Annotated in this window: 17 protein-coding genes; 8 read left to right on the top strand and 9 right to left on the bottom strand. The window is 68.2% G+C overall.

Annotated elements, in window-relative coordinates:
• Positions 1-12: 12 nt before the first annotated feature.
• The 7 genes from ACSMFO_RS29275 to ACSMFO_RS29245 form a co-directional block, all read right to left on the bottom strand.
• Positions 13-1836: a phosphoenolpyruvate carboxykinase (GTP) gene (locus ACSMFO_RS29275; RefSeq protein WP_038521813.1), complete on the bottom strand. Its 1824-nt coding sequence runs from the start codon at positions 1834-1836 to the stop codon at positions 13-15.
• A 396-nt stretch (positions 1837-2232) separates the two neighbouring features.
• Positions 2233-2952 carry a hypothetical protein gene (locus ACSMFO_RS29270; RefSeq protein WP_436461257.1) on the bottom strand — a complete coding sequence of 240 codons (720 nt, stop codon included), beginning with the start codon at positions 2950-2952 and terminating at the stop codon, positions 2233-2235.
• Positions 2953-3129: 177 nt separating this feature from the next.
• A complete protein-coding gene (locus tag ACSMFO_RS29265) occupies positions 3130-4965 on the bottom strand; it encodes a dynamin family protein (RefSeq protein WP_436461256.1) in 1836 nt (611 codons plus the stop codon).
• The gene (grpE, locus tag ACSMFO_RS29260) at positions 4962-5447 is read right to left on the bottom strand and encodes a nucleotide exchange factor GrpE (RefSeq protein ID WP_038521821.1); all 486 of its coding nucleotides are present in this window, start codon (positions 5445-5447) and stop codon (positions 4962-4964) included. Before grpE ends, ACSMFO_RS29265 begins: the two co-directional genes overlap by 4 nt.
• 38 nt (positions 5448-5485) lie before the next feature.
• Positions 5486-6142: a TetR/AcrR family transcriptional regulator gene (locus ACSMFO_RS29255; RefSeq protein WP_038521824.1), complete on the bottom strand. Its 657-nt coding sequence runs from the start codon at positions 6140-6142 to the stop codon at positions 5486-5488.
• The gene (locus ACSMFO_RS29250) at positions 6139-6618 is read right to left on the bottom strand and encodes a YqeB family protein (RefSeq protein ID WP_436461255.1); all 480 of its coding nucleotides are present in this window, start codon (positions 6616-6618) and stop codon (positions 6139-6141) included. Before ACSMFO_RS29250 ends, ACSMFO_RS29255 begins: the two co-directional genes overlap by 4 nt.
• A gap of 128 nt (positions 6619-6746) precedes the next feature.
• On the bottom strand, positions 6747-8270 hold the full coding sequence (locus ACSMFO_RS29245) for a dynamin family protein (protein WP_143202509.1): 1524 nt from the start codon (positions 8268-8270) through the stop codon (positions 6747-6749).
• Between the two features lie 194 nt (positions 8271-8464).
• On the opposite strand from ACSMFO_RS29245, the gene ACSMFO_RS29240 reads away from it, so the two are divergent.
• The 3 genes from ACSMFO_RS29240 (at position 8465) to ACSMFO_RS29230 (ending at position 11071) form a co-directional block, all read left to right on the top strand.
• Positions 8465-9667, top strand: a complete 1203-nt coding sequence (locus tag ACSMFO_RS29240; protein WP_436461339.1) for a sensor histidine kinase — start codon at positions 8465-8467, stop codon at positions 9665-9667.
• Positions 9664-10320: a response regulator gene (locus tag ACSMFO_RS29235; RefSeq protein WP_005167029.1), complete on the top strand. Its 657-nt coding sequence runs from the start codon at positions 9664-9666 to the stop codon at positions 10318-10320. Before ACSMFO_RS29240 ends, ACSMFO_RS29235 begins: the two co-directional genes overlap by 4 nt.
• Before the next feature lie 337 nt (positions 10321-10657).
• Complete coding sequence (locus ACSMFO_RS29230; protein WP_038521830.1) at positions 10658-11071, top strand: VOC family protein; 414 nt, start codon at positions 10658-10660, stop codon at positions 11069-11071.
• Positions 11072-11092: 21 nt separating this feature from the next.
• On the opposite strand, the gene ACSMFO_RS29225 is transcribed toward ACSMFO_RS29230, so the two are convergent.
• Positions 11093-12004 (bottom strand): SDR family NAD(P)-dependent oxidoreductase, encoded by a 912-nt coding sequence (locus ACSMFO_RS29225; protein ID WP_436461254.1) that lies wholly within the window; start codon positions 12002-12004, stop codon positions 11093-11095.
• Positions 12005-12583: a TetR/AcrR family transcriptional regulator gene (locus tag ACSMFO_RS29220; protein WP_436461253.1), complete on the bottom strand. Its 579-nt coding sequence runs from the start codon at positions 12581-12583 to the stop codon at positions 12005-12007.
• 190 nt (positions 12584-12773) lie between these two features.
• Here ACSMFO_RS29220 and ACSMFO_RS29215 point away from each other — a divergent pair, with 190 nt between their 5' ends.
• The 5 genes from ACSMFO_RS29215 to ACSMFO_RS29195 all read left to right on the top strand — a co-directional run bounded on the left by ACSMFO_RS29215 (position 12774) and on the right by ACSMFO_RS29195 (position 17002).
• Positions 12774-13712 carry an ABC transporter ATP-binding protein gene (locus ACSMFO_RS29215; protein WP_436461252.1) on the top strand — a complete coding sequence of 313 codons (939 nt, stop codon included), beginning with the start codon at positions 12774-12776 and terminating at the stop codon, positions 13710-13712.
• A gap of 29 nt (positions 13713-13741) precedes the next feature.
• Positions 13742-14470 carry an ABC transporter permease gene (locus tag ACSMFO_RS29210; RefSeq protein ID WP_073845879.1) on the top strand — a complete coding sequence of 243 codons (729 nt, stop codon included), beginning with the start codon at positions 13742-13744 and terminating at the stop codon, positions 14468-14470.
• 150 nt (positions 14471-14620) lie between these two features.
• Entirely contained in the window at positions 14621-15541 is a 921-nt protein-coding gene (locus tag ACSMFO_RS29205) for an ABC transporter ATP-binding protein (protein WP_038521845.1), read from the top strand.
• Positions 15538-16290, top strand: a complete 753-nt coding sequence (locus tag ACSMFO_RS29200; RefSeq protein WP_073845880.1) for a hypothetical protein — start codon at positions 15538-15540, stop codon at positions 16288-16290. The genes ACSMFO_RS29205 and ACSMFO_RS29200 overlap by 4 nt, the downstream gene beginning before the upstream one ends.
• 169 nt (positions 16291-16459) lie before the next feature.
• Complete coding sequence (locus ACSMFO_RS29195) at positions 16460-17002, top strand: hypothetical protein (protein ID WP_038521851.1); 543 nt, start codon at positions 16460-16462, stop codon at positions 17000-17002.
• The last annotated feature ends 31 nt before the right edge of the window (positions 17003-17033 follow it).

The following is a 17033-nucleotide window of genomic DNA, read 5'->3' as shown; positions in this document are numbered from 1 at the left end:
GCGTTCGGGTTGTCAGCCGAGGCGCTGCTTGAGCGCGTCCAGCTCGTCACGCAGCGACGACGGGACCTTGTCGCCGATCTTCTCGAACCACTCCTCGATGAGCGGCAGTTCCTGGCGCCACTCGTCGGCGGAGACGTCGAGCGCGGCCTGGATGTCGGCCAGCGGCTCCTTGAGGCCGTCGGTGTCGAGGTCCTCGGCGTTCGGCACGAAACCGACCGGGGTCTCGTTCGCGTTGCCCTTGCCCTCGACGCGGTCGATGACCCACTTCAGGATCCGCGAGTTCTCGCCGAAGCCCGGCCACAGGAAACGGCCGTCGTCGCCACGGCGGAACCAGTTGACGTAGAAGATCTTCGGCAGCTTGTCCGCGTCGGCGTTCTTACCGAGGTCCAGCCAGTGCTTGAAGTAGTCACCGGCGTGGTAGCCGAGGAACGGCAGCATGGCCATCGGGTCGCGGCGCACGTTGCCGACCGCGCCGGCGGCGGCCGCGGTGGTCTCCGACGACATGGTGGCGCCCATGAACACGCCGTGCTGCCAGTCGCGGGCCTCGTTCACCAGCGGGACCGTGGTCTTGCGGCGGCCGCCGAACAGGATCGCCGAGATCGGCACGCCCTGCGGGTCGTCCCACTCCGGCGCGAGGATCGGGCACTGCGACATCGGGGTGCAGTAGCGCGAGTTCGGGTGCGCGGCCTTCTCTTCCGACTCCGGCGTCCAATCCTGCTTCTTCCAGGAGGTGGCGTGCTCGGGCTTGTCGCCCATGCCCTCCCACCAGATGTCGCCGTCGTCGGTGAGCGCGACGTTCGTGTAGACCGTGTTGCCCTTTTCGATGGTGCGCATCGCGTTGGGGTTGGTGTGCCAGTCGGTGCCCGGCGCGACGCCGAAGAAGCCGAACTCGGGGTTCACCGCGTACAGGCGGCCGTCCTCGCCGAACCGCATCCACGCGATGTCGTCACCGAGGGTCTCGGCGCGCCAGCCGGGGATGGTCGGCTGCAGCATGGCGAGGTTGGTCTTGCCGCAGGCGCTCGGGAACGCCGCCGCGACGTAGTGGACCTTGTCCTCGGGCGAGATCAGTTTGAGGATCAGCATGTGCTCGGCCAGCCAGCCCTCGTCGCGGGCGATGACCGAGCCGATGCGCAGCGAGTAGCACTTCTTGCCCAGCAGCGAGTTGCCGCCGTAGCCGGAGCCGTAGCTCCAGATCTCGCGGGACTCGGGGAAGTGCGAGATGTACTTGGTGGTGTTGCACGGCCAGGAGACGTCCTCCTGGCCCGGCTCCAGCGGCGCGCCGACGGAGTGCAGGGCCGGGACGAACTCGCGCTCGGTGCCGTCCTCGGTGACGAACTTGTCCAGCGCGGCCTTGCCGGCGCGGGTCATCACGCGCATGGAGGCGACGACGTAGGCGAAGTCGGTGATCTCGATGCCGAGCTTGGGGTCCTCGGCTCCGAGGGGGCCCATGCAGAAGGGGATGACGTACATCGTGCGACCGCGCATGCACCCGCGGTACAGCTCGGTCATCGTGGCCTTCATCTCGGCCGGGTCCATCCAGTTGTTGGTGGGACCGGCGTCCTCTTCGTTCTCCGAACAGATGAAGGTGCGCTCTTCGACGCGGGCGACGTCATTCGGGTCGGAAGCCGCCCAGAACGAGTTGGGCTTCGCGTCGAGCTGCACGAACGTGCCGGCGGAGACCAGCTCGGCGTTGATCCGGGCGGCCTCTTCGTCGGACCCGTCGACCCACACCACACGGTCCGGAGTGGTCAGTTCGGCGACCTCCCGGACCCAGGACAGCACGCCACTGTGCGTCGTCGGCGCATTTTCCAGTCCAGGGATGGCGACTGCGGTCATCTCTACTCCTGACTTCCGACGGCAGAAGCCCACACCGGGAACGACGCTGTTCCGATGCGGGCTTCGATGCCGGCGACCGAATGGCTTCGCACACCGGCGGGAAGACCGGTGTGCAGGTTTTGGGATTCCCCGAGAGTAGCCGGATGACCGGCAGGTAACCGAGAGCTGACCTGTCGGTTCTCTCACAAGAACGATAAGGGAATCGATTCAGTATCACCGGAATGGGCCATACGCAGAAATTCTTCCGGTGATCGATGGCACAGCCGGCAGACGAATCGGACATGAGAAAACCCGGCACGAGGTCTCGTGCCGGGTTGTTCTGTGACCAGGATTACATTAATCGGCCCGCCGAAATGGACTAAACCATTCTTGTATTGGTCCAGGCCATTTCAGGATTTAGTTGGGGCTGATCCACTGGCCGGTGGCGGAATCGATCTTCGCCACTCCTTCGAGTGTTTCGGTGCCTTCGCCACCCCACGCCGCGTCGCCCGCCGGGTCGCCTTCGGCCGCCGGAGCGCTCGTGAAGGCCGAGTCGATGTCGTTGTTGACCAGGCCGCTGCCGACCTCGGACCACTGGCCGGGGCCGGTGTGCTCGTAGGTCTTGGAGTTGCCGGAGGCGTCGGTCTCCACCGCGATGTCGGCGCTGCCGTCGCCGTCCTTGTCGGTGAAGGCGATCGTGCGGCCGTCCTCCGTGTGGACGATGGCGGTGTCCGGGGTCCCGTCGTTGTTGGTGTCGACGGTGGGCGGGCCGACCTCGACGTCGCCGCTGGGCATGTCGGCGTGCATGGTGCCGCTGGTGCCCGCGTCGGAACCGTCGTCGTTGCCGCTGCCACCCGATTCGACCCAAGAACCGGACGCCTCGTCGTAGACGGCTTCCTGGACGACCTTGCCGTTCTCGTCGAGCACCGCGTACTGGTCGGCCTCGCCGTCGCCGTCGCTGTCGACGAACGCCTGACCGGTGCCGTCCTCGTGCTGGATGACGGCGGCGTCGTTCACGCCGTCCTTGTCGAGGTCGTAGTTGAGCTCGGCCTGGTACTCCTCGCCGTCAACGTGGACGGTGACCGCTTCGGTGGAGCCCGACTCGGTGTCCGTGCCGCCGCTCTCGTCGACCCACATGGGATAACCCCCTCGTTGACCTGCTGGTGTGTCGAAGCTTAAGACTCACCGTAAGCCGGTTCGGTTCCGGTCCACAACAGGACCACCCGCCCGGGCAGGCTGGCCCAGCGCGTTTAGTCCTCTGGATGCGGTACTTGCGCGTGCAAGTACCGCATCCAGAGGACTAAACGCGGGTGATCAGGCGTCGCGCAGTGACCGAATGCGTCCGAGCAGTGCCTCAGCGCGGTCCCGGCCGTCCGAGACGTCCTTCAGGCGCTTCGCGACGACCGAGATCTTCTTCGCCCGTTCCTGCGCGCCCATCTTGATCGTCTTGTCGACTTCCTTCAGCTCCGCCTCGATCGCGTCGATGCGGCGGCCGAGGGCTTCGTCGAGCGCCATCGAAAGCTGCTGTTCGGCTTCGATCAGCTGCTCCGCGACGAGCTGGTCCAAGGTGGACCGCGCGTCGGCGATCGCCTCGACCAGCCATTGCTTCATGTGCTGCTTGTCCGACGCGTGTTTGCGGGTCCGCGCCATCCACCAGCCGGCACCGAGCCCGATGATGATCGTGGCCGGCAGGATCACCGGGTTCAGGATCGCGACGCCCGCCAACGGCAGCGCGGCGACCTTCCCGGCGCCGAGACCGCCGGAAACCCCCATGAAGATGAGCAGTTTGTCCTCGGCCGTCGGCGGTTTCTTGTCCGGCGGGCGCAGCACGACCGGCGGGCCGCCCGCCCTGGCGAACTGGCCTCGGATGATGTCGAGCTCTTCGGGCGAGAACAGCTCGGCGAGCGCGACGTTGGTGACCTGGTTGAGCCGCTGGGAGAGCAGCATCGAGATCCGCTGCGACGTCGTCTGCAGCGCGATGTCGACCTGCTGGGGCAGCGCGGCGAGATCGTCCCGTTTCGCGCCGTCGATCCGCTGGCGGAAGTGGGTCGACGCGTCGCGCATCTGCCTGCTGGTCTCGTGCCCGACCTCGACGCGGGTCCGCTGGATCTCCGCACGCAACTTCAGCTGCCAGCCGCGGGTCGAAGACCGGCGTTCGGTGGTCAGATCGTCGCGGCGCTGGCGCAGCTGCTCCGCTTCGGCCTCGCCGGCGGACAGCGCGCGGCTTTCCGCCTGGAGTTTCGCCTTGAGTTCGCCGAGCGCGCTCGACAGCGCGCGCAGGGTGTTGGCCTCGCCCAGCATCGCCGAACGGCCGACCAGCATCTCCTGCAACGCGCCCTGCAGCGCGGCGATGCCCGCCTTCTCGCGCAGCATCATGGCCATCTGCTCGTTCGGGGCCTTGGCCGCCGTCTCGAACATGCGCGCGGACACCGGGTGGAACACCGCGTCGGCGAACCGAGGAGCGTGCTCGGCGAGCAGCCGACGGTCGGCTTCGAGGACTTCGCGCCAGCCGCGGAACTGGTCGGTCTTGGTCAGCGCGAACAGCACGGTCTCGACGCGCTCGCCCATGTCCTGCAGGAACTGCAGTTCCTGCGCGGTGAACGGCGAGGAGGAATCGACGACGAACAGCAGCGCGGTGGCGCCCGCGGCGGCCTCCTTCGCCAGCTCGCCGTGCATCGAATCGAGTCCGCCGACGCCGGGTGTATCCACAATGGACACTCGTTCGAGCAGCGGGACCGGGCCGGAGACCTCGACGTACCGCGGCGGGATCTGCCCTTCCGGCAGTTCGTGCGCCGCCGAGACCCAGTGGATCAGGTCGTTCAGGTTGATCGGCACCGGCGCCAGCTGGCCCGGGTAGCAGGCCTGCGCTGACCACTGCTCGGCGTGTTCGAAGACGAGATACGTCGCCGTGGCCACGTCGGCGTCCACAGGGGACAGTCCCGGCACGGACAGGAGCGCGTTCACGAGCGAGCTCTTGCCGCGGTTGGTCTCGCCGACCACCACGACCGACGGCTTCTTCGGCCGCGTCTTCCGGATGTCCTCGACCCATTTCGCGGCCTGGGGATCGGCTTCGCGGACGACGGTGAGCAGCTGCTCGCGGGTGCTCTTCACGACCGCGGGCAGGTTGGCCGCCGCGCTCGGAGCGGTCACTGTGCCTTCTTCGCGTAGACGATGACGATCGGCGCGCGCAGCACCCGGTCGTGATCGGCGAACCCGACGACCTCGGTCTCCGCGACGAGCCCTTCGAGTGCCGGATCCTCGGTCGCGACCGCACCGCCCGCCTCGTGCACGGCGGGATCGAACCGCTCGCCGTCCGGACGCAGGGCACGGACGCCGATCGCGGCGAGACCGTGTTCGAGCCGCTCGACGACACCGCCGCTGCGGGCGCGATCGAGGGCGTACAGGCACATCTGGATCAGTGCCTGCCTGTCGGCGAGAGCCTGTTCGAGGTCGGCCGGACCCGTGGTCGTGGACTCCACATCGGGTTTCGACGCGGCTTCGACCTCCGTGGTTCCCTCGGACGGCGAAGTCCCGCCATCCGCTTCGGCGATGATCGCCGCCGAGATCTGGCCGGTCGGCACATCGTCCGGATTTTCCTCGTCGACCGCCTTCTTGCGCAGCCAGGCACCCACCGATTCGACCCCCGTAACTGATGTCCCGGGCTTACCGATCAGCCCGGGGAGATTTCACCAGTGTCGGCCACCCGCCCGGCCGCCGGGGGCGGAATCGCCAGAACGGGACGCAGGAATCTGGCGATCAGCTCCTTCATCACCGCGAGTTCCGCCGCCGGATCGAGGTCCGGCTCCAGAATCACGCGGGAGAGCGGCGCGTCGACCAAAGCGACGAGCCAGCTGGCCACCGTCCGCGGGGGCAACCCTGGGTCGATCCGGCCCGCGTCCACCGCCCGCGTCACGAGGAGGGTGAGCCCGTCGCGCAGGGCGCGGTCGTTGCCCTGGACGAGCTCGGCCAGGTCGGCGTCGCGGGAGCACTGCGCGGCGACTTCGAGGACGAGTTTGGCCGCGACCGGGTGCAGCAGCTGCTCGGACACGTGCGCGACGACGTGGAGGATCGACTCCCACGGGTCCTCGATCTCCCCGGCGGCCGCGAGCAGGGCCGCGGTCTCGTCGGCGTCCTGCTCGAAGATGCCGACGAACACCGCGCGTTTGTTCGGGAAGTAGTGGAACAGGCTGCCGGTGCTGATCCCCGCCGCGCGGCAGATCTCCGCCGTCGTGGTCTTCTCGAAGCCCTTCTCCGAGAAACGCCACGCGGCCGCGTCGAGGATGGCGCGGCGTTTGGCCTCGTGTTTGGCGGGGTCGACCGTCCTCATTTCACCGCCGGGGGCTCGTCGAGCCACGGGTAGCCGTACTCGAGGAAGGCCTTGGCGACGGCTTCGCGGTCGACGTCGCCCTTCTGCCGCGCCAGTTCCCTGCCGTCGGCGGCGAGCAGGACGAGCTCCTTGCCGTCGAGGAAGACGGCCTCCAGCTCGGCTTCGTACGCGCGGCTGCGGCCCTTGGTGGTGAGCGTGATGCGGGTCGGCGTCACCTTGACGATCAGCCGTTCGTGCGCCCAGACCGCGGCGAACAGCAGGCCGAGGACCAGGCCCACGCCGATTCCGACGACCGTTCCCCAGGGCTGGGGGATGTTGGAGACGAGCTGGAACGGGCCCTTGAACGGGATCCAGCTCAGGGACGCCACCCAGCCCGCGATCGACTGGAGGAACCAGCCGAGGGCGGCCCCCGCCAGTGGGCAGCCGATCCAGGAGGCCGTGCGCAGCCACTGGGGCTCGTCGACGATCGTTTCCATGTGACCATTATTAGACCGAGCGCTCGGTTTATCAATCCGCGCATTTAGTCGACTACTTGCCTGGATGCCTTCCGGCGCCTGACCGCGGTCGGGGCAAGTAGTCGACTAAATGCGCGGATCGCGGGAGGTCAGTCGCGGATCTGCTGCCAGATGAGGAAGTAGGCCCGGTGCACGACGTGCGCGACGCGGCTTTGGGCGGGCGTCGCGCCGAAGGACGCGAAGGAGCGCCACCAGCCGGCGCGTTCCAGGGCGTGGGCGGCGAGATCGGCGCGGGGAGCGCCCGGCTTGCCGAGCTGGGCGCCGATGTCGGCGTTGCTGCCGACCCGCAGGACCTCCTCGGACAGGTCCTCGGGCATGTCGACCGCGCCGGACGCGACCAGGGTGAGCGCTTCGAGCAGGCGCAGCTGATGCGCCTCGGGCTTGGCGAGCAGGACCTCGATCGCGTCGTGGACGCGCTGCCGCTCGGCCGGATCGCCGGACGCGTGGGCCAGCGCGGTGACCGAAGCGAGCGCGGCGGCGGCCTTGATGCCGTCGGCGCGGGCGGCGAAAACGATGCTCAGCCGCTGGCGGACGGCTTCGAGCCCGGAGGCGTCGAGCAGCTTCCGCCGCAGCGAGCCCGCGGTGATCTCGGGTTCCTTGCGGATCGCCTCGACGGCGTACCGGACGCCGAACAGGTCCAGTTTCTCCAGCAGCCGCAGCCGGGTGCCCGCCGCGACGTCGCATTCCCAGCTGGTGAAGATGTCCGCCGAGATCAGCATGGTCTCGAGGATGTCGTCGTCCATCTCGGCCAGCTGGCGCAGCGCCTCGGCGTCGGGGGAGGTGAACCCGCCGGACTCGGCCGACTCCGCGATCAGCCCGATCACCGGCAGCACGTCCGCGACGCGGGGCTTCAGCGTCGCGGCCTGCTTCTCCGACAGCAGCGTCGCCGCCTTCCACACGTCGCCGCCCGAGCCTTCGACCGACTCCGGGGCGATGGTGTCCGCCTTGTTGAGCACCGCGATCGCGTTGACCGGACCCGCCTCGCGGCTCGCGGTCGCGGCGGTGAACGCGGCCAGCGCCTGCTGGTCGTCGGCGCGCACGCCCTGCGTGACCACGTAGAGCACGGCCTCGGCGCCCGCGACGGCGTTGCGCGAGGTGTCGTCCAGCTCGTCGGAGCCTTCTTCTTCCTCTTCGTCATCGTCGGGCTTGCGGTGCTTCGCCGCGCCCAGCAGTTCCTCGGTCCGCGACACCGAAGCGGCGTCGAGCGAGCCGAGGCCCGGGGTGTCGATGACGGTCATGCCCTGCAGGACCGCGTTGGTGAGGTACGCCTCGATATGCGAGACCTGGTCGATGTCGATGCCGAGCTCGGCCGGGATCATCCCGTCGGCGGAGAAGGGCAGCACCTGTTTGCGGCCGTCGTTGAAGACGATCTCGACGCGGTCGACCGTGCCGTACTGGAACCGGGTGACCAGCCGCGTGCACTCGCCGACGTCGGTCGGCGCGACCCGGCGGCCGATCAGGGCGTTGACCAGGGTGGATTTCCCCGATTTGATCCGGCCCGCGACGGCGACCTGCAACGGGCCGCCCAGCCTGCGCAGCACTTCGGCGAACCCCGCCGCGGTCCGCGCGGACACCTGGGGCTGGAGGCGATGGCAGAGATTCGCCACCGACATCGACAACGGACCGGCGAGACGGCCCTGCTCCGTCGCTGAGGTCACGGCGCCCACCCCTCCCAGTCGTCGAGCACGCCGAGGAGAATCGTGCCATGCCGCTCATCCTCGGGTCGCACCGAAGGTGGTACCGGCGACCGACGCGCGGACGGCATCGCCCGACATAGTGTTACCAGGTGCGACGGTTAAGCCTCTGGATGCGTGCCCACCCCATGGCCGGGGACAGCTTCATCGCCGTCGCCCTGCTGCTCACGGACCTGCTGTTCTTCGTGGCGGCGGCCGAGACGCCCGAAGTCCCGATGCCGCCCTGGTACGTGGTCCTGCCGCTGGACATCGCGATGGTCGCGCCGCTGGTCTTCCGGCGGAAGGCGACGCTGTGGTCGGCGTATCTCCTGCTGCTGATCGGCATCCCGCACAGCGCGCTGGAGCTGGGCGCGGCCAGCGCGTTCGCGATGATGATCAGCATCTACTCGGTGCTGGTCTACGTCGGGCGCAAACAGGGACTGCTGTACCTGCTGGCGACCGTCGTCGTCTCGGGGCTCCAGCTGTGGATCGACACGCCGGAAGACGTGTGGATCCTGGCGATCATCGCCCTTTTCTCCACCGCGCTGTGCTGGACGCTCGGTGAGTTCGCCGGCGCGAGGCGCGCCTATCACGAGGAGGTGGAAGCCAGGTTGCATCTGCTTGAGACGGAACGGGACCAGGCGACCAGGATCGCCGTCGGCGAGGAGCGCGGACGTATCGCCCGTGAGCTGCACGACGTCGTCGCGCACGCGGTGAGCGTGATGGTCGTGCAGGCCGACGGCGCGTCCTACGCGGTCGACGGGAATCCCGAGATGGCGAAACGAGCCCTGCAGACGATTTCGGAGACCGGCCGCGGCGCGCTCGCCGAACTGCGGCGCCTGCTGGACGTGCTCCGCAGCGACGGCGACGACGAGCCGCGCGTGCCGCAGCCGGACGCCAGCGCGCTGACCGACCTGGCGGACCGGATCCGCCAGGCGGGGGTGCCGGTGACGCTGGCGATCGGGCCGGAAGCGCTGGCCGGGCTGCCCGCCGGTGTCTCGCTCGGCGTGTACCGGATCGTGCAGGAATCGCTGACGAACACGCTGAAACACGCCGGTCAGGGCGCACAGGCCGAGGTGGTGGTGCGCCGCGAGGCCGACATGATCGACGTCAAGGTCACCGACGACGGCGCCGGCCGCGCGAAACAGCTGGTGCCCGCGGCGACGAAGGTGGCGGCGCACACCGCGCCGCCGCGAAAGCTCACCGTCCCCGGTGGGAACGGATTGATCGGAATGAGGGAACGGGCGAACGTCTTCGGCGGCACGCTGGAGGTCGGCCCCGCTCCCGGTGGAGGGTGGCAGGTGCACGCGAGGCTCCCGGTTAGGTTGGCGACGTGATACGGGTGGTGGTCGTCGACGACCAGGAATTGATGCGCGTCGGGTTCCGGATGGTCCTGGGCGCGCAGGCCGACATCGATGTCGTCGGAGAGGCGGGGGACGGCGCGCAGGCGATCCGGCTCGCCGAGGAACTGCGGCCCGACGTCGTGCTGATGGACGTCCGGATGCCGGTGCTGGACGGGGTCGAAGCGACGAAGCGAATCGTCGAGGCCGGGACGGCTCGGGTGCTCGTGATGACGACCTTCGATCTGGACGAGTACGTCTATTCGGCGTTGCAGGGCGGGGCCAGCGGGTTCCTGCTGAAGGACACGCAGCCGGACCATCTGGTGTCGGCGCTGCGGGCGGTCGCTTCGGGTGACGCCGTCGTCTCACCTTCGGTGACCCGGCGGTTGCTCGACCGGTTCGTCGGCGGCGGTGGGAAGCCGATGCGCGACGCGGCCGAGCTGGACGTCCTCACCGAGCGGGAGCGGGAGGTGCTCGTGCTGATCGCGAAGGGCCTCTCGAACCTGGAGATCGCCGAGACGCTGTTCCTGTCGGAGGCGACGGTGAAGACGCACGTCGGGCGGATCCTGTCGAAGCTGGATCTGCGCGACCGGGTGCAGGCCGTGGTGCTCGCCTACGAGACCGGGCTGGCGCGTCCCGGGGTCACCTGAGCCCCTGCGCCACTGTCACACTCGCTCGCCCCTGTAAGTACGTGAAGGCCCCCTTCATTGCGTCTAGCGCAGTAAAGGGGGCCTTCATGTACTTGGGGAAGGTGTGAAGGTCGAGTTTCCTCGGCTGAGCCGAGGGAAGGGGGCCTTCACGCGCAACTGCTGGGCTGGCGACCGCGAGTCCCTTCGGAAAGCCGGAACTCGCGTGATTCCAGGCGGAACTCGCGTGATCGGAGCCGGATCAAGCGTGATTGGAGCCGGAACACACGGAAAAGTGGTCATTCGGTGAGCACTTTGCGGTGGATCCTTCTTCTCAGAGCCACTACTTGAGGAGAACGAAATGCTGCGAGGTCTCACCACCACCACGTTCTACGCCGACGACCTGGCCGCCGCGATCGAGTGGTACTCCGGCCTCTTCGGGATCGAGCCGTACTTCGTCCGCAACGGTCCCGACGGCACGCCGGCGTACGCCGAGTTCCGGATCGGTGACTACCAGCACGAGTTCGGCCTGGTCCGCGGGGACTTCCGGCCGCCGTCGGCTCAGCCGGGTCCCGGCGGGGCCATCGCGAATTGGGCCGTCGACAACGTCGAGGACGCCTTCGCGAAGCTGTTAGAGAAGGGCGCGAAGGAGTACGAGCCGATCATCGAGCGCGGGCCGGGCTTCGTGACCGCGGCGGTCGTCGACCCGTTCGGCAATGTCCTCGGCGTCATGTTCAACCAGCACTACCTGGACGTGCTGGCCGGGAAGAAGTAGCTTCCCGGCCGGCACGATCCCTCAGCGGTACAGCGCGTGATCCGCCGTCGCGGTGTCCTTGCCCGGCTCCCTGACTTCGGCCATCCACTTGCCGAAGTCGGGGCGTGAGCCGTCGACGTCGGTCAGGCCGTACTCGTTCATCAGCGTCCACGACGCGAGCGTCTTGCCGGCGAACCGCGAGACCTCCGGGTCGGTCGCCAGCTTCGCGACACCGCGCCCGAGCAGCGCCGGGGTCTCCGAGATGGCGAAGTCGACCGGAGCGGTCTTGCCGACCGCGTCACGCCACGTCTCTTCGGTGACCTTGAAGTAGTCGAGCATGGCTTCCGAACGCAGGAAGCCCGGCGTGACGGTCATGCCGACGCAGCCGTACTTCTTCAGTTCGGCACCGAGTGCCCTGCCGATCGCGCGGATCCCGCATTTCGCGAGGAAGTACGGGATCCCCGCGCCGACGTACTCGTCGTGGTCGCCGTCGGTCACCTCGATGACGAGGCCGCCTTCCCGCCGCACGACCAGCGGCAGCAGCCGGTGCAGCGCGATCAGATGCGTGTCGATCGCGTTGTGCACCAGCGTGAGCGCGTCGTCGAGGCTGGAGTCCCAGTACGCCCCCTCGAAATCCGCGAACGGGTCACCGCCCCACACGTCGTCGACCAGGACGTCGATCCGGCCGTCCACTTCGGACTCGATCCGCGCCTTCAGCGCGTCCACATCGGACACGACGGTGAAGTCGGTCCGGACGGGGATCCCCCGGCCGCCCGCCGCGTCGACGAGCTCCGCGGTGTCTTCGATCGTCTCCGACCGCTTCATCGGCGACTGGTGCTCCCGCGTCGTGCGGCCGGTGACGAACACCGTCCAGCCGAGCCTGCCCAGTTCCACCGCGATCGCCCGGCCACAGCCCCGCGTCGCCCCCGTGACCACGGCCACTTTCCGGTCCATTCAGGACACTCCCTTCCACGCGGTCAGCACCGCGTCCACGTCTTGTCCCAACCGTTCGGCGATCCGTCCCTTCGGCCGGATCGACCAGTCCAGCGCGGCCCCGTTCGCCACCCCCAGCAGCACTCGCGCGGCGCGGACGACACCCGGCGCGCCCGGCAGGTCACGCGTCGCGGCGCGCACCAGCCTGCGTAATTCCGCTTCCACGGCGGTGAAATGTTCACCGAGCAGGGCGCGCAGCTCCGGATCGCCGATGTCCACCCCCAGCTGCCCGAGGTGGTTCGCCGCGGTCTCCGCGTCGCCCAGGCCCTCGTAGACCACGACGACCGCCGCCCGCAGTGCTTCCACGGGATCGGCCAGCTCACCGCATTCCCGCATCAGCCCTACGACGGATCGCGTGTTCGACCGGCTCAACGCCAGCAGAAGGCCGTTCTTCGAACCGAATCGCTGGGCGACGGTGCCGACCGCGACCCCGGCCTCCGCCGCCACCTGGGCCAGCGTGAAACCGGGGCCGACCTTGCCGATCACGGTTCCCGCCGCGGTCAGCAGTCGTTCGTCGGTGATGCTGCGGGGCCTCGCCATGTGATTATTGAACCATGGTTCATTAACCCTGGCGAATCAGGGTCACTCTCAGGGGTATCACCGATCGCGTACGCCGCCGGAAGACGGCAAGCTACGTCTCAGGTCGGGTATCAGGTTGGCACCTCAGGATGACGCGCTCGGCCACCCACATGGACGACGATTGTTCTCGCAGTCGCCGAGGGGAGCAGACATGATCGAGGCAGCGGGCCTCACCAAGCGGTACGGCAAGACACTGGCGGTGAACGACCTGTCCTTCTCCGTCGCGGCGGGTGAGGTCACCGGGTTCCTCGGCCCCAACGGGGCGGGCAAGTCCACGACCATGCGGATGATCCTCGGTCTGGACAACCCGACCTCGGGCCAGGTGCGCATCGGGGGCAAGCTCTACCGCGATCTGAAAGACCCGCTGCGGACCGTCGGCGCGCTGCTGGACGCCAAATGGGTGCACCCCAACCGGTCTGCGCGGGCGCATCTACGATGGATGGCGAAGTCCAACAAGATCGCGGAGAGCCGGGTCGACGAGGTGCTCGAGATCGTCGGGCTCACCAGCGTCGCCGGAAAGCGCGCCGGCGGATTCTCCCTCGGTATGTCGCAGCGGCTGGGGATCGCGGCGGCACTGCTGGGCGACCCGGAGGTCCTTCTCTTCGACGAGCCCGTCAACGGCCTCGACCCCGAAGGCATCCTCTGGATCCGGAAGTTCATGCACCGGCTGGCCGACGAAGGCCGCACGGTATTCGTTTCCTCGCACCTGCTTTCGGAGATGGCGCTGACCGCGAGCCACCTGGTCGTGATCGGCAAGGGGAAGCTGATCTCCCAGTCCTCCACCGAGGATTTCGTGGCGCGGGCCGCCGAGAACACGGTCAAGGTCCGGTCGCCGCAACTGCCCGCGCTGCGCACCGCGCTGACGCAGGCGAGCGCTCAGGTCACCGACGCTGACCAAGCGATCGTGGTGTCCGGTTTGGACAGTGACAAGATCGGCGAGATCGCCGCGGCCAACCAGATCGTGCTGCACGAGCTCAGCCCGCAGACCGGCTCCCTGGAGCAGGCCTTCATGCAGATCACCGGCGATTCGGTCGAGTACCACACCGGGCTCGAAGCCGAAGCCGCCGAAGTGGTCACCGCCGCCCAGTAGCCGTCCACTCTTCTGAGGAAAGAAAAGCCATGACTCTGCTCGCCGTGGAACGCATCAAGCTGTTCACCACCCGCTCACCCTGGTGGTGCGCGCTGGCCGCACTCGCGGTCGTGATCGGCTTCGCCGCCATCGTCTCCGGTGCCGCGCCCGCCGGGGAACTCACCGACGTCAGCCTGACCCAGTTCGGTTACGGCTTCGGCATGGCCGTGATCATGGTGCTCGCCGCGCTTTCGGTGACCACCGAATACCGTTTCGGCACCATCCGGACCACCTTCCAGGCCGTGCCGAACCGCACTTCGGCGCTGCTGGCCAAGACCGGCGTCGTCGCGACGCTGTCGCTCGTGATCGGCGAGATCGCCGCGTTCGGCGCCTGGGGCCTCGCCTCGATCATGCGGCCGGAAGACCTCATGCTGGACACCACCGCGGAGTGGGTCAGCGTCGCCGGGGTGGGCGTGGTGTTCGCCCTCGCCTCGGTGATCGCGATCGCCGTCGGCATCCTGATCCGGCACAGCGCCGGCGCCATCTCGCTCGTGCTGATCTACGCCCTCGCGGTGGAGAACCTGATCCAGCTGATCCCGAAGATCGGCAAGGACATCTACGACTGGATGCCGTTCCACGTCGCCGACCGGTTCCTCACCGGGGGCCCCGCCGCGGCGGACGCGCCGTTGAACCAGGCAGGCTCGCTGGCCTACTTCGCCGGTTTCGCACTGGTGCTGCTGGTCATCTCGCTGGTCGTCGCGAACAAGCGCGACGCGTAAGGACTTCCACAGGGGAGAAAGCCGGACGCCTCACTCGGGGGAGCGAGACGTCCGGACGGGGAGAAAAAGGGGAACAAGGACCGGGCCGCCTATCGGGGGGCAGCCCGGTCCTTTCCCGCGTAATGTCGGAATCCACCGGAGGGAGGGCTGATGATCGAGGCCATCGGACTCACGAAACGCTACGGCGACAAGCTCGCCGTCGACGATCTTTCCTTCACCGCCGAAGCAGGACGGGTGACCGGGTTCCTCGGCCCCAACGGGGCGGGGAAGTCCACCACCATGCGGATGATGCTCGGGCTCGACAACCCGACGTCGGGCACGGTGACGATCGACGGCCACGCCTACCGCGAACTGCGTGATCCACTTCGGACGGTCGGCGGCATGATCGACGCCACCTGGCGGCATCCCGGCCGCACCGCCCGCGAGCACCTCCGCTGGATCGCCGCGACCAACGGCCTGCCGGACAAACGCGTCGACGAGGTGCTCCGGCTCGTCGGGCTGGAGCCGGTCGCCCGCAAACGCGCCGGGCAGTTCTCGCTCGGGATGGCGCAGCGGCTGGGGATCGCCACGGCGCTGCTGGGCGACCCCCGGGTGCTGCTGTTCGACGAGCCGGTCAACGGGCTCGACCCCGAGGGCATCGTGTGGATCAGGAAGCTGATGCACGCGCTCGCCGCCGAGGGACGCACCGTGTTCGTGTCCAGCCACCTGCTGCCGGAGATGGCGCAGACCGCGCAGGACCTCGTCGTGATCGGACGCGGGAAGCTGATCTACCAGGGCACGATGGAGGACTTCGTCGGCCGCGCGAAGGGTCTCGGCGTGCGGGTCCGCAGCCCGCATCTGCCCGAGCTGCGGAGGGCGCTGACCGAGAAGGGCGCCGAATTCCGCGAGGAGGACGGCGCGCTCGTCGTGTCCGAAATGGACAGCGACCACATCGGCGAACTCGCGTTCGCCGCGGGCGCGACCCTCCACGAGCTGAAGCCGCTCACCGGCTCGCTCGAACAGGCGTACATGCAACTCACCGCCGAGGCCGTCGAGTACGGCACCGGCCAGGTCCCGGAGGTCGTCGGATGACCGCGGCGAACATGCTCCGCGCGGAGCGGATCAAACTGCTGAGCACCCGCATGCCCTGGTGGTGCGCGGGTATCGCGGTCGTGATCGCGCTCGCCTACACCGCGTTGTTCTTCGGTTTCGTCCCGCTCGAAGGCCAGACCGGCGTCAACTCGACGCAGGTCGCCAGCGCGCTCGGCCGCACCGTGGTGCTGGTCCTCGCGATCCTCGCGGCGGCGACGGAGTTCAACTGGGGCACGATGAAGCTCACCTTCCAGGCGGTGCCCTCGCGATTGCCCGCCTTGCTGGCGAAGGGCGCCGTCGTCGGGGTGTTCTCGGGGCTGATCGGCCTGCTGGTGGGCTTCGGCTCGTGGGCGATCGCGTACTTGATCAAACCGGCCGCCGACCTGGGCCTGGCTTCGGGCGCCGACTGGCGCGCGGTGGCGGGGCAGGGCCTGACCTTCTTCCTGACCGGTCTGCTCGGCGTCGGCCTCGGGCTGCTGTTCCGCAGTCCCGCGTTCGCGCTCGGGTTCGCGCTGGCCTGGACGCAGCTGCTCGAGGGACTCGTCATGCTGATCCCGAAAGTGGGCGACGACATCTACCAGTGGATGCCGTTCTTCGCGGCGAATCAGTTTTCGGGGCCGGATCTGACGGTTTCGATGCTGAAACTCGAACCACCGTTGGGACCGTGGGGCTATTTGGCTTATTTCGGCGGCATCTGCGTGATTGTTTATGCGGCCGGGCTGATGATCACCCATCGAAGGGATGCGTGAGCTTTTACCGCGGCCAAAGGAGTTAAGTCCACGTTAAGAGGCTGTGGCTTCTCTCACAGGAAGCGGACATACTGTTCCTGACCGGGCGATGCTCGGGATGAGCCTATTTCTCGGCTCTCGGCCCCGGAGGTGATCCTTGACGGTGGATTCCGGTCAGGGAGTGGAACGTATGATCCCGCAAGCCCGCACGGAAAGTATGCAGCCCCGGCTCGAGCCCATGCTCGACCTCGAATGGTCACAGGCGATCGAACTGCCCCGCACGGTGGCGTCCGCGACCCGGCCGTCGGATATCCGCCGCGCCTGGGTGCATCGCGCTCCCGAAGATCTCGTCGTCGCGTTGTACCGCGCGTCGAGCGGAATGCACGGCGAAATTCCCGCGCCTTGGTGGCTTCGGGCCATCGTGGACGGACGGCTCGAATCGCGGGAGCTCGGTTTCCGCATCGAAGATCGCATCGCCGGCCTGCTCGGCAGGCGGCCCGGTTGGGAATTCGTGCCGTGGGCCGCGGACGGTGAATCCGGCTACTGGGAGTTCATGCCTTCCGAACGCGGCGCGTCCGGGCATTCGATCCCGACCACGGTGCTGAACACCAGCGGCCACGACGGCTGGATCGACGTCCTCCCCGCCCATTCCGGTACGACGCCCGCCCCGATCGCGGTCGGCGGATTCGCGGGACTGCGCTCGCGGCTGGGGGAGTTCGAAGCAGTCAGGTAACCGCCGCGTTTAATGGGCTGGTGGAAAACGA

It is taken from the genome of Amycolatopsis sp. w19, from assembly GCF_051373225.1.
GTDB classification, from domain to species: Bacteria; Actinomycetota; Actinomycetes; order Mycobacteriales; family Pseudonocardiaceae; genus Amycolatopsis; species Amycolatopsis japonica.
Note: the sequence above shows the minus strand (reverse complement) of the source record. Positions and strands in the feature narration are given on the sequence as shown.

Coding starts and splice junctions, on each gene's coding strand:
- ACSMFO_RS29240 (WP_436461339.1), top strand. CDS start 8,465: ATGCGTGCCCACCCCATGGCCGGGGACAGCTTCATCGCCGTCGCCCTG.
- ACSMFO_RS29205 (WP_038521845.1), top strand. CDS start 14,621: ATGATCGAGGCCATCGGACTCACGAAACGCTACGGCGACAAGCTCGCC.
- ACSMFO_RS29200 (WP_073845880.1), top strand. CDS start 15,538: ATGACCGCGGCGAACATGCTCCGCGCGGAGCGGATCAAACTGCTGAGC.
- ACSMFO_RS29270 (WP_436461257.1), bottom strand. CDS start 2,952: ATGTGGGTCGACGAGAGCGGCGGCACGGACACCGAGTCGGGCTCCACC.
- ACSMFO_RS29195 (WP_038521851.1), top strand. CDS start 16,460: ATGATCCCGCAAGCCCGCACGGAAAGTATGCAGCCCCGGCTCGAGCCC.
- ACSMFO_RS29220 (WP_436461253.1), bottom strand. CDS start 12,583: ATGGCGAGGCCCCGCAGCATCACCGACGAACGACTGCTGACCGCGGCG.
- ACSMFO_RS29250 (WP_436461255.1), bottom strand. CDS start 6,618: ATGGAAACGATCGTCGACGAGCCCCAGTGGCTGCGCACGGCCTCCTGG.
- ACSMFO_RS29215 (WP_436461252.1), top strand. CDS start 12,774: ATGATCGAGGCAGCGGGCCTCACCAAGCGGTACGGCAAGACACTGGCG.
- ACSMFO_RS29245 (WP_143202509.1), bottom strand. CDS start 8,270: ATGTCGGTGGCGAATCTCTGCCATCGCCTCCAGCCCCAGGTGTCCGCG.
- ACSMFO_RS29255 (WP_038521824.1), bottom strand. CDS start 6,142: ATGAGGACGGTCGACCCCGCCAAACACGAGGCCAAACGCCGCGCCATC.
- ACSMFO_RS29210 (WP_073845879.1), top strand. CDS start 13,742: ATGACTCTGCTCGCCGTGGAACGCATCAAGCTGTTCACCACCCGCTCA.
- ACSMFO_RS29230 (WP_038521830.1), top strand. CDS start 10,658: ATGCTGCGAGGTCTCACCACCACCACGTTCTACGCCGACGACCTGGCC.
- ACSMFO_RS29225 (WP_436461254.1), bottom strand. CDS start 12,004: ATGGACCGGAAAGTGGCCGTGGTCACGGGGGCGACGCGGGGCTGTGGC.
- ACSMFO_RS29275 (WP_038521813.1), bottom strand. CDS start 1,836: ATGACCGCAGTCGCCATCCCTGGACTGGAAAATGCGCCGACGACGCAC.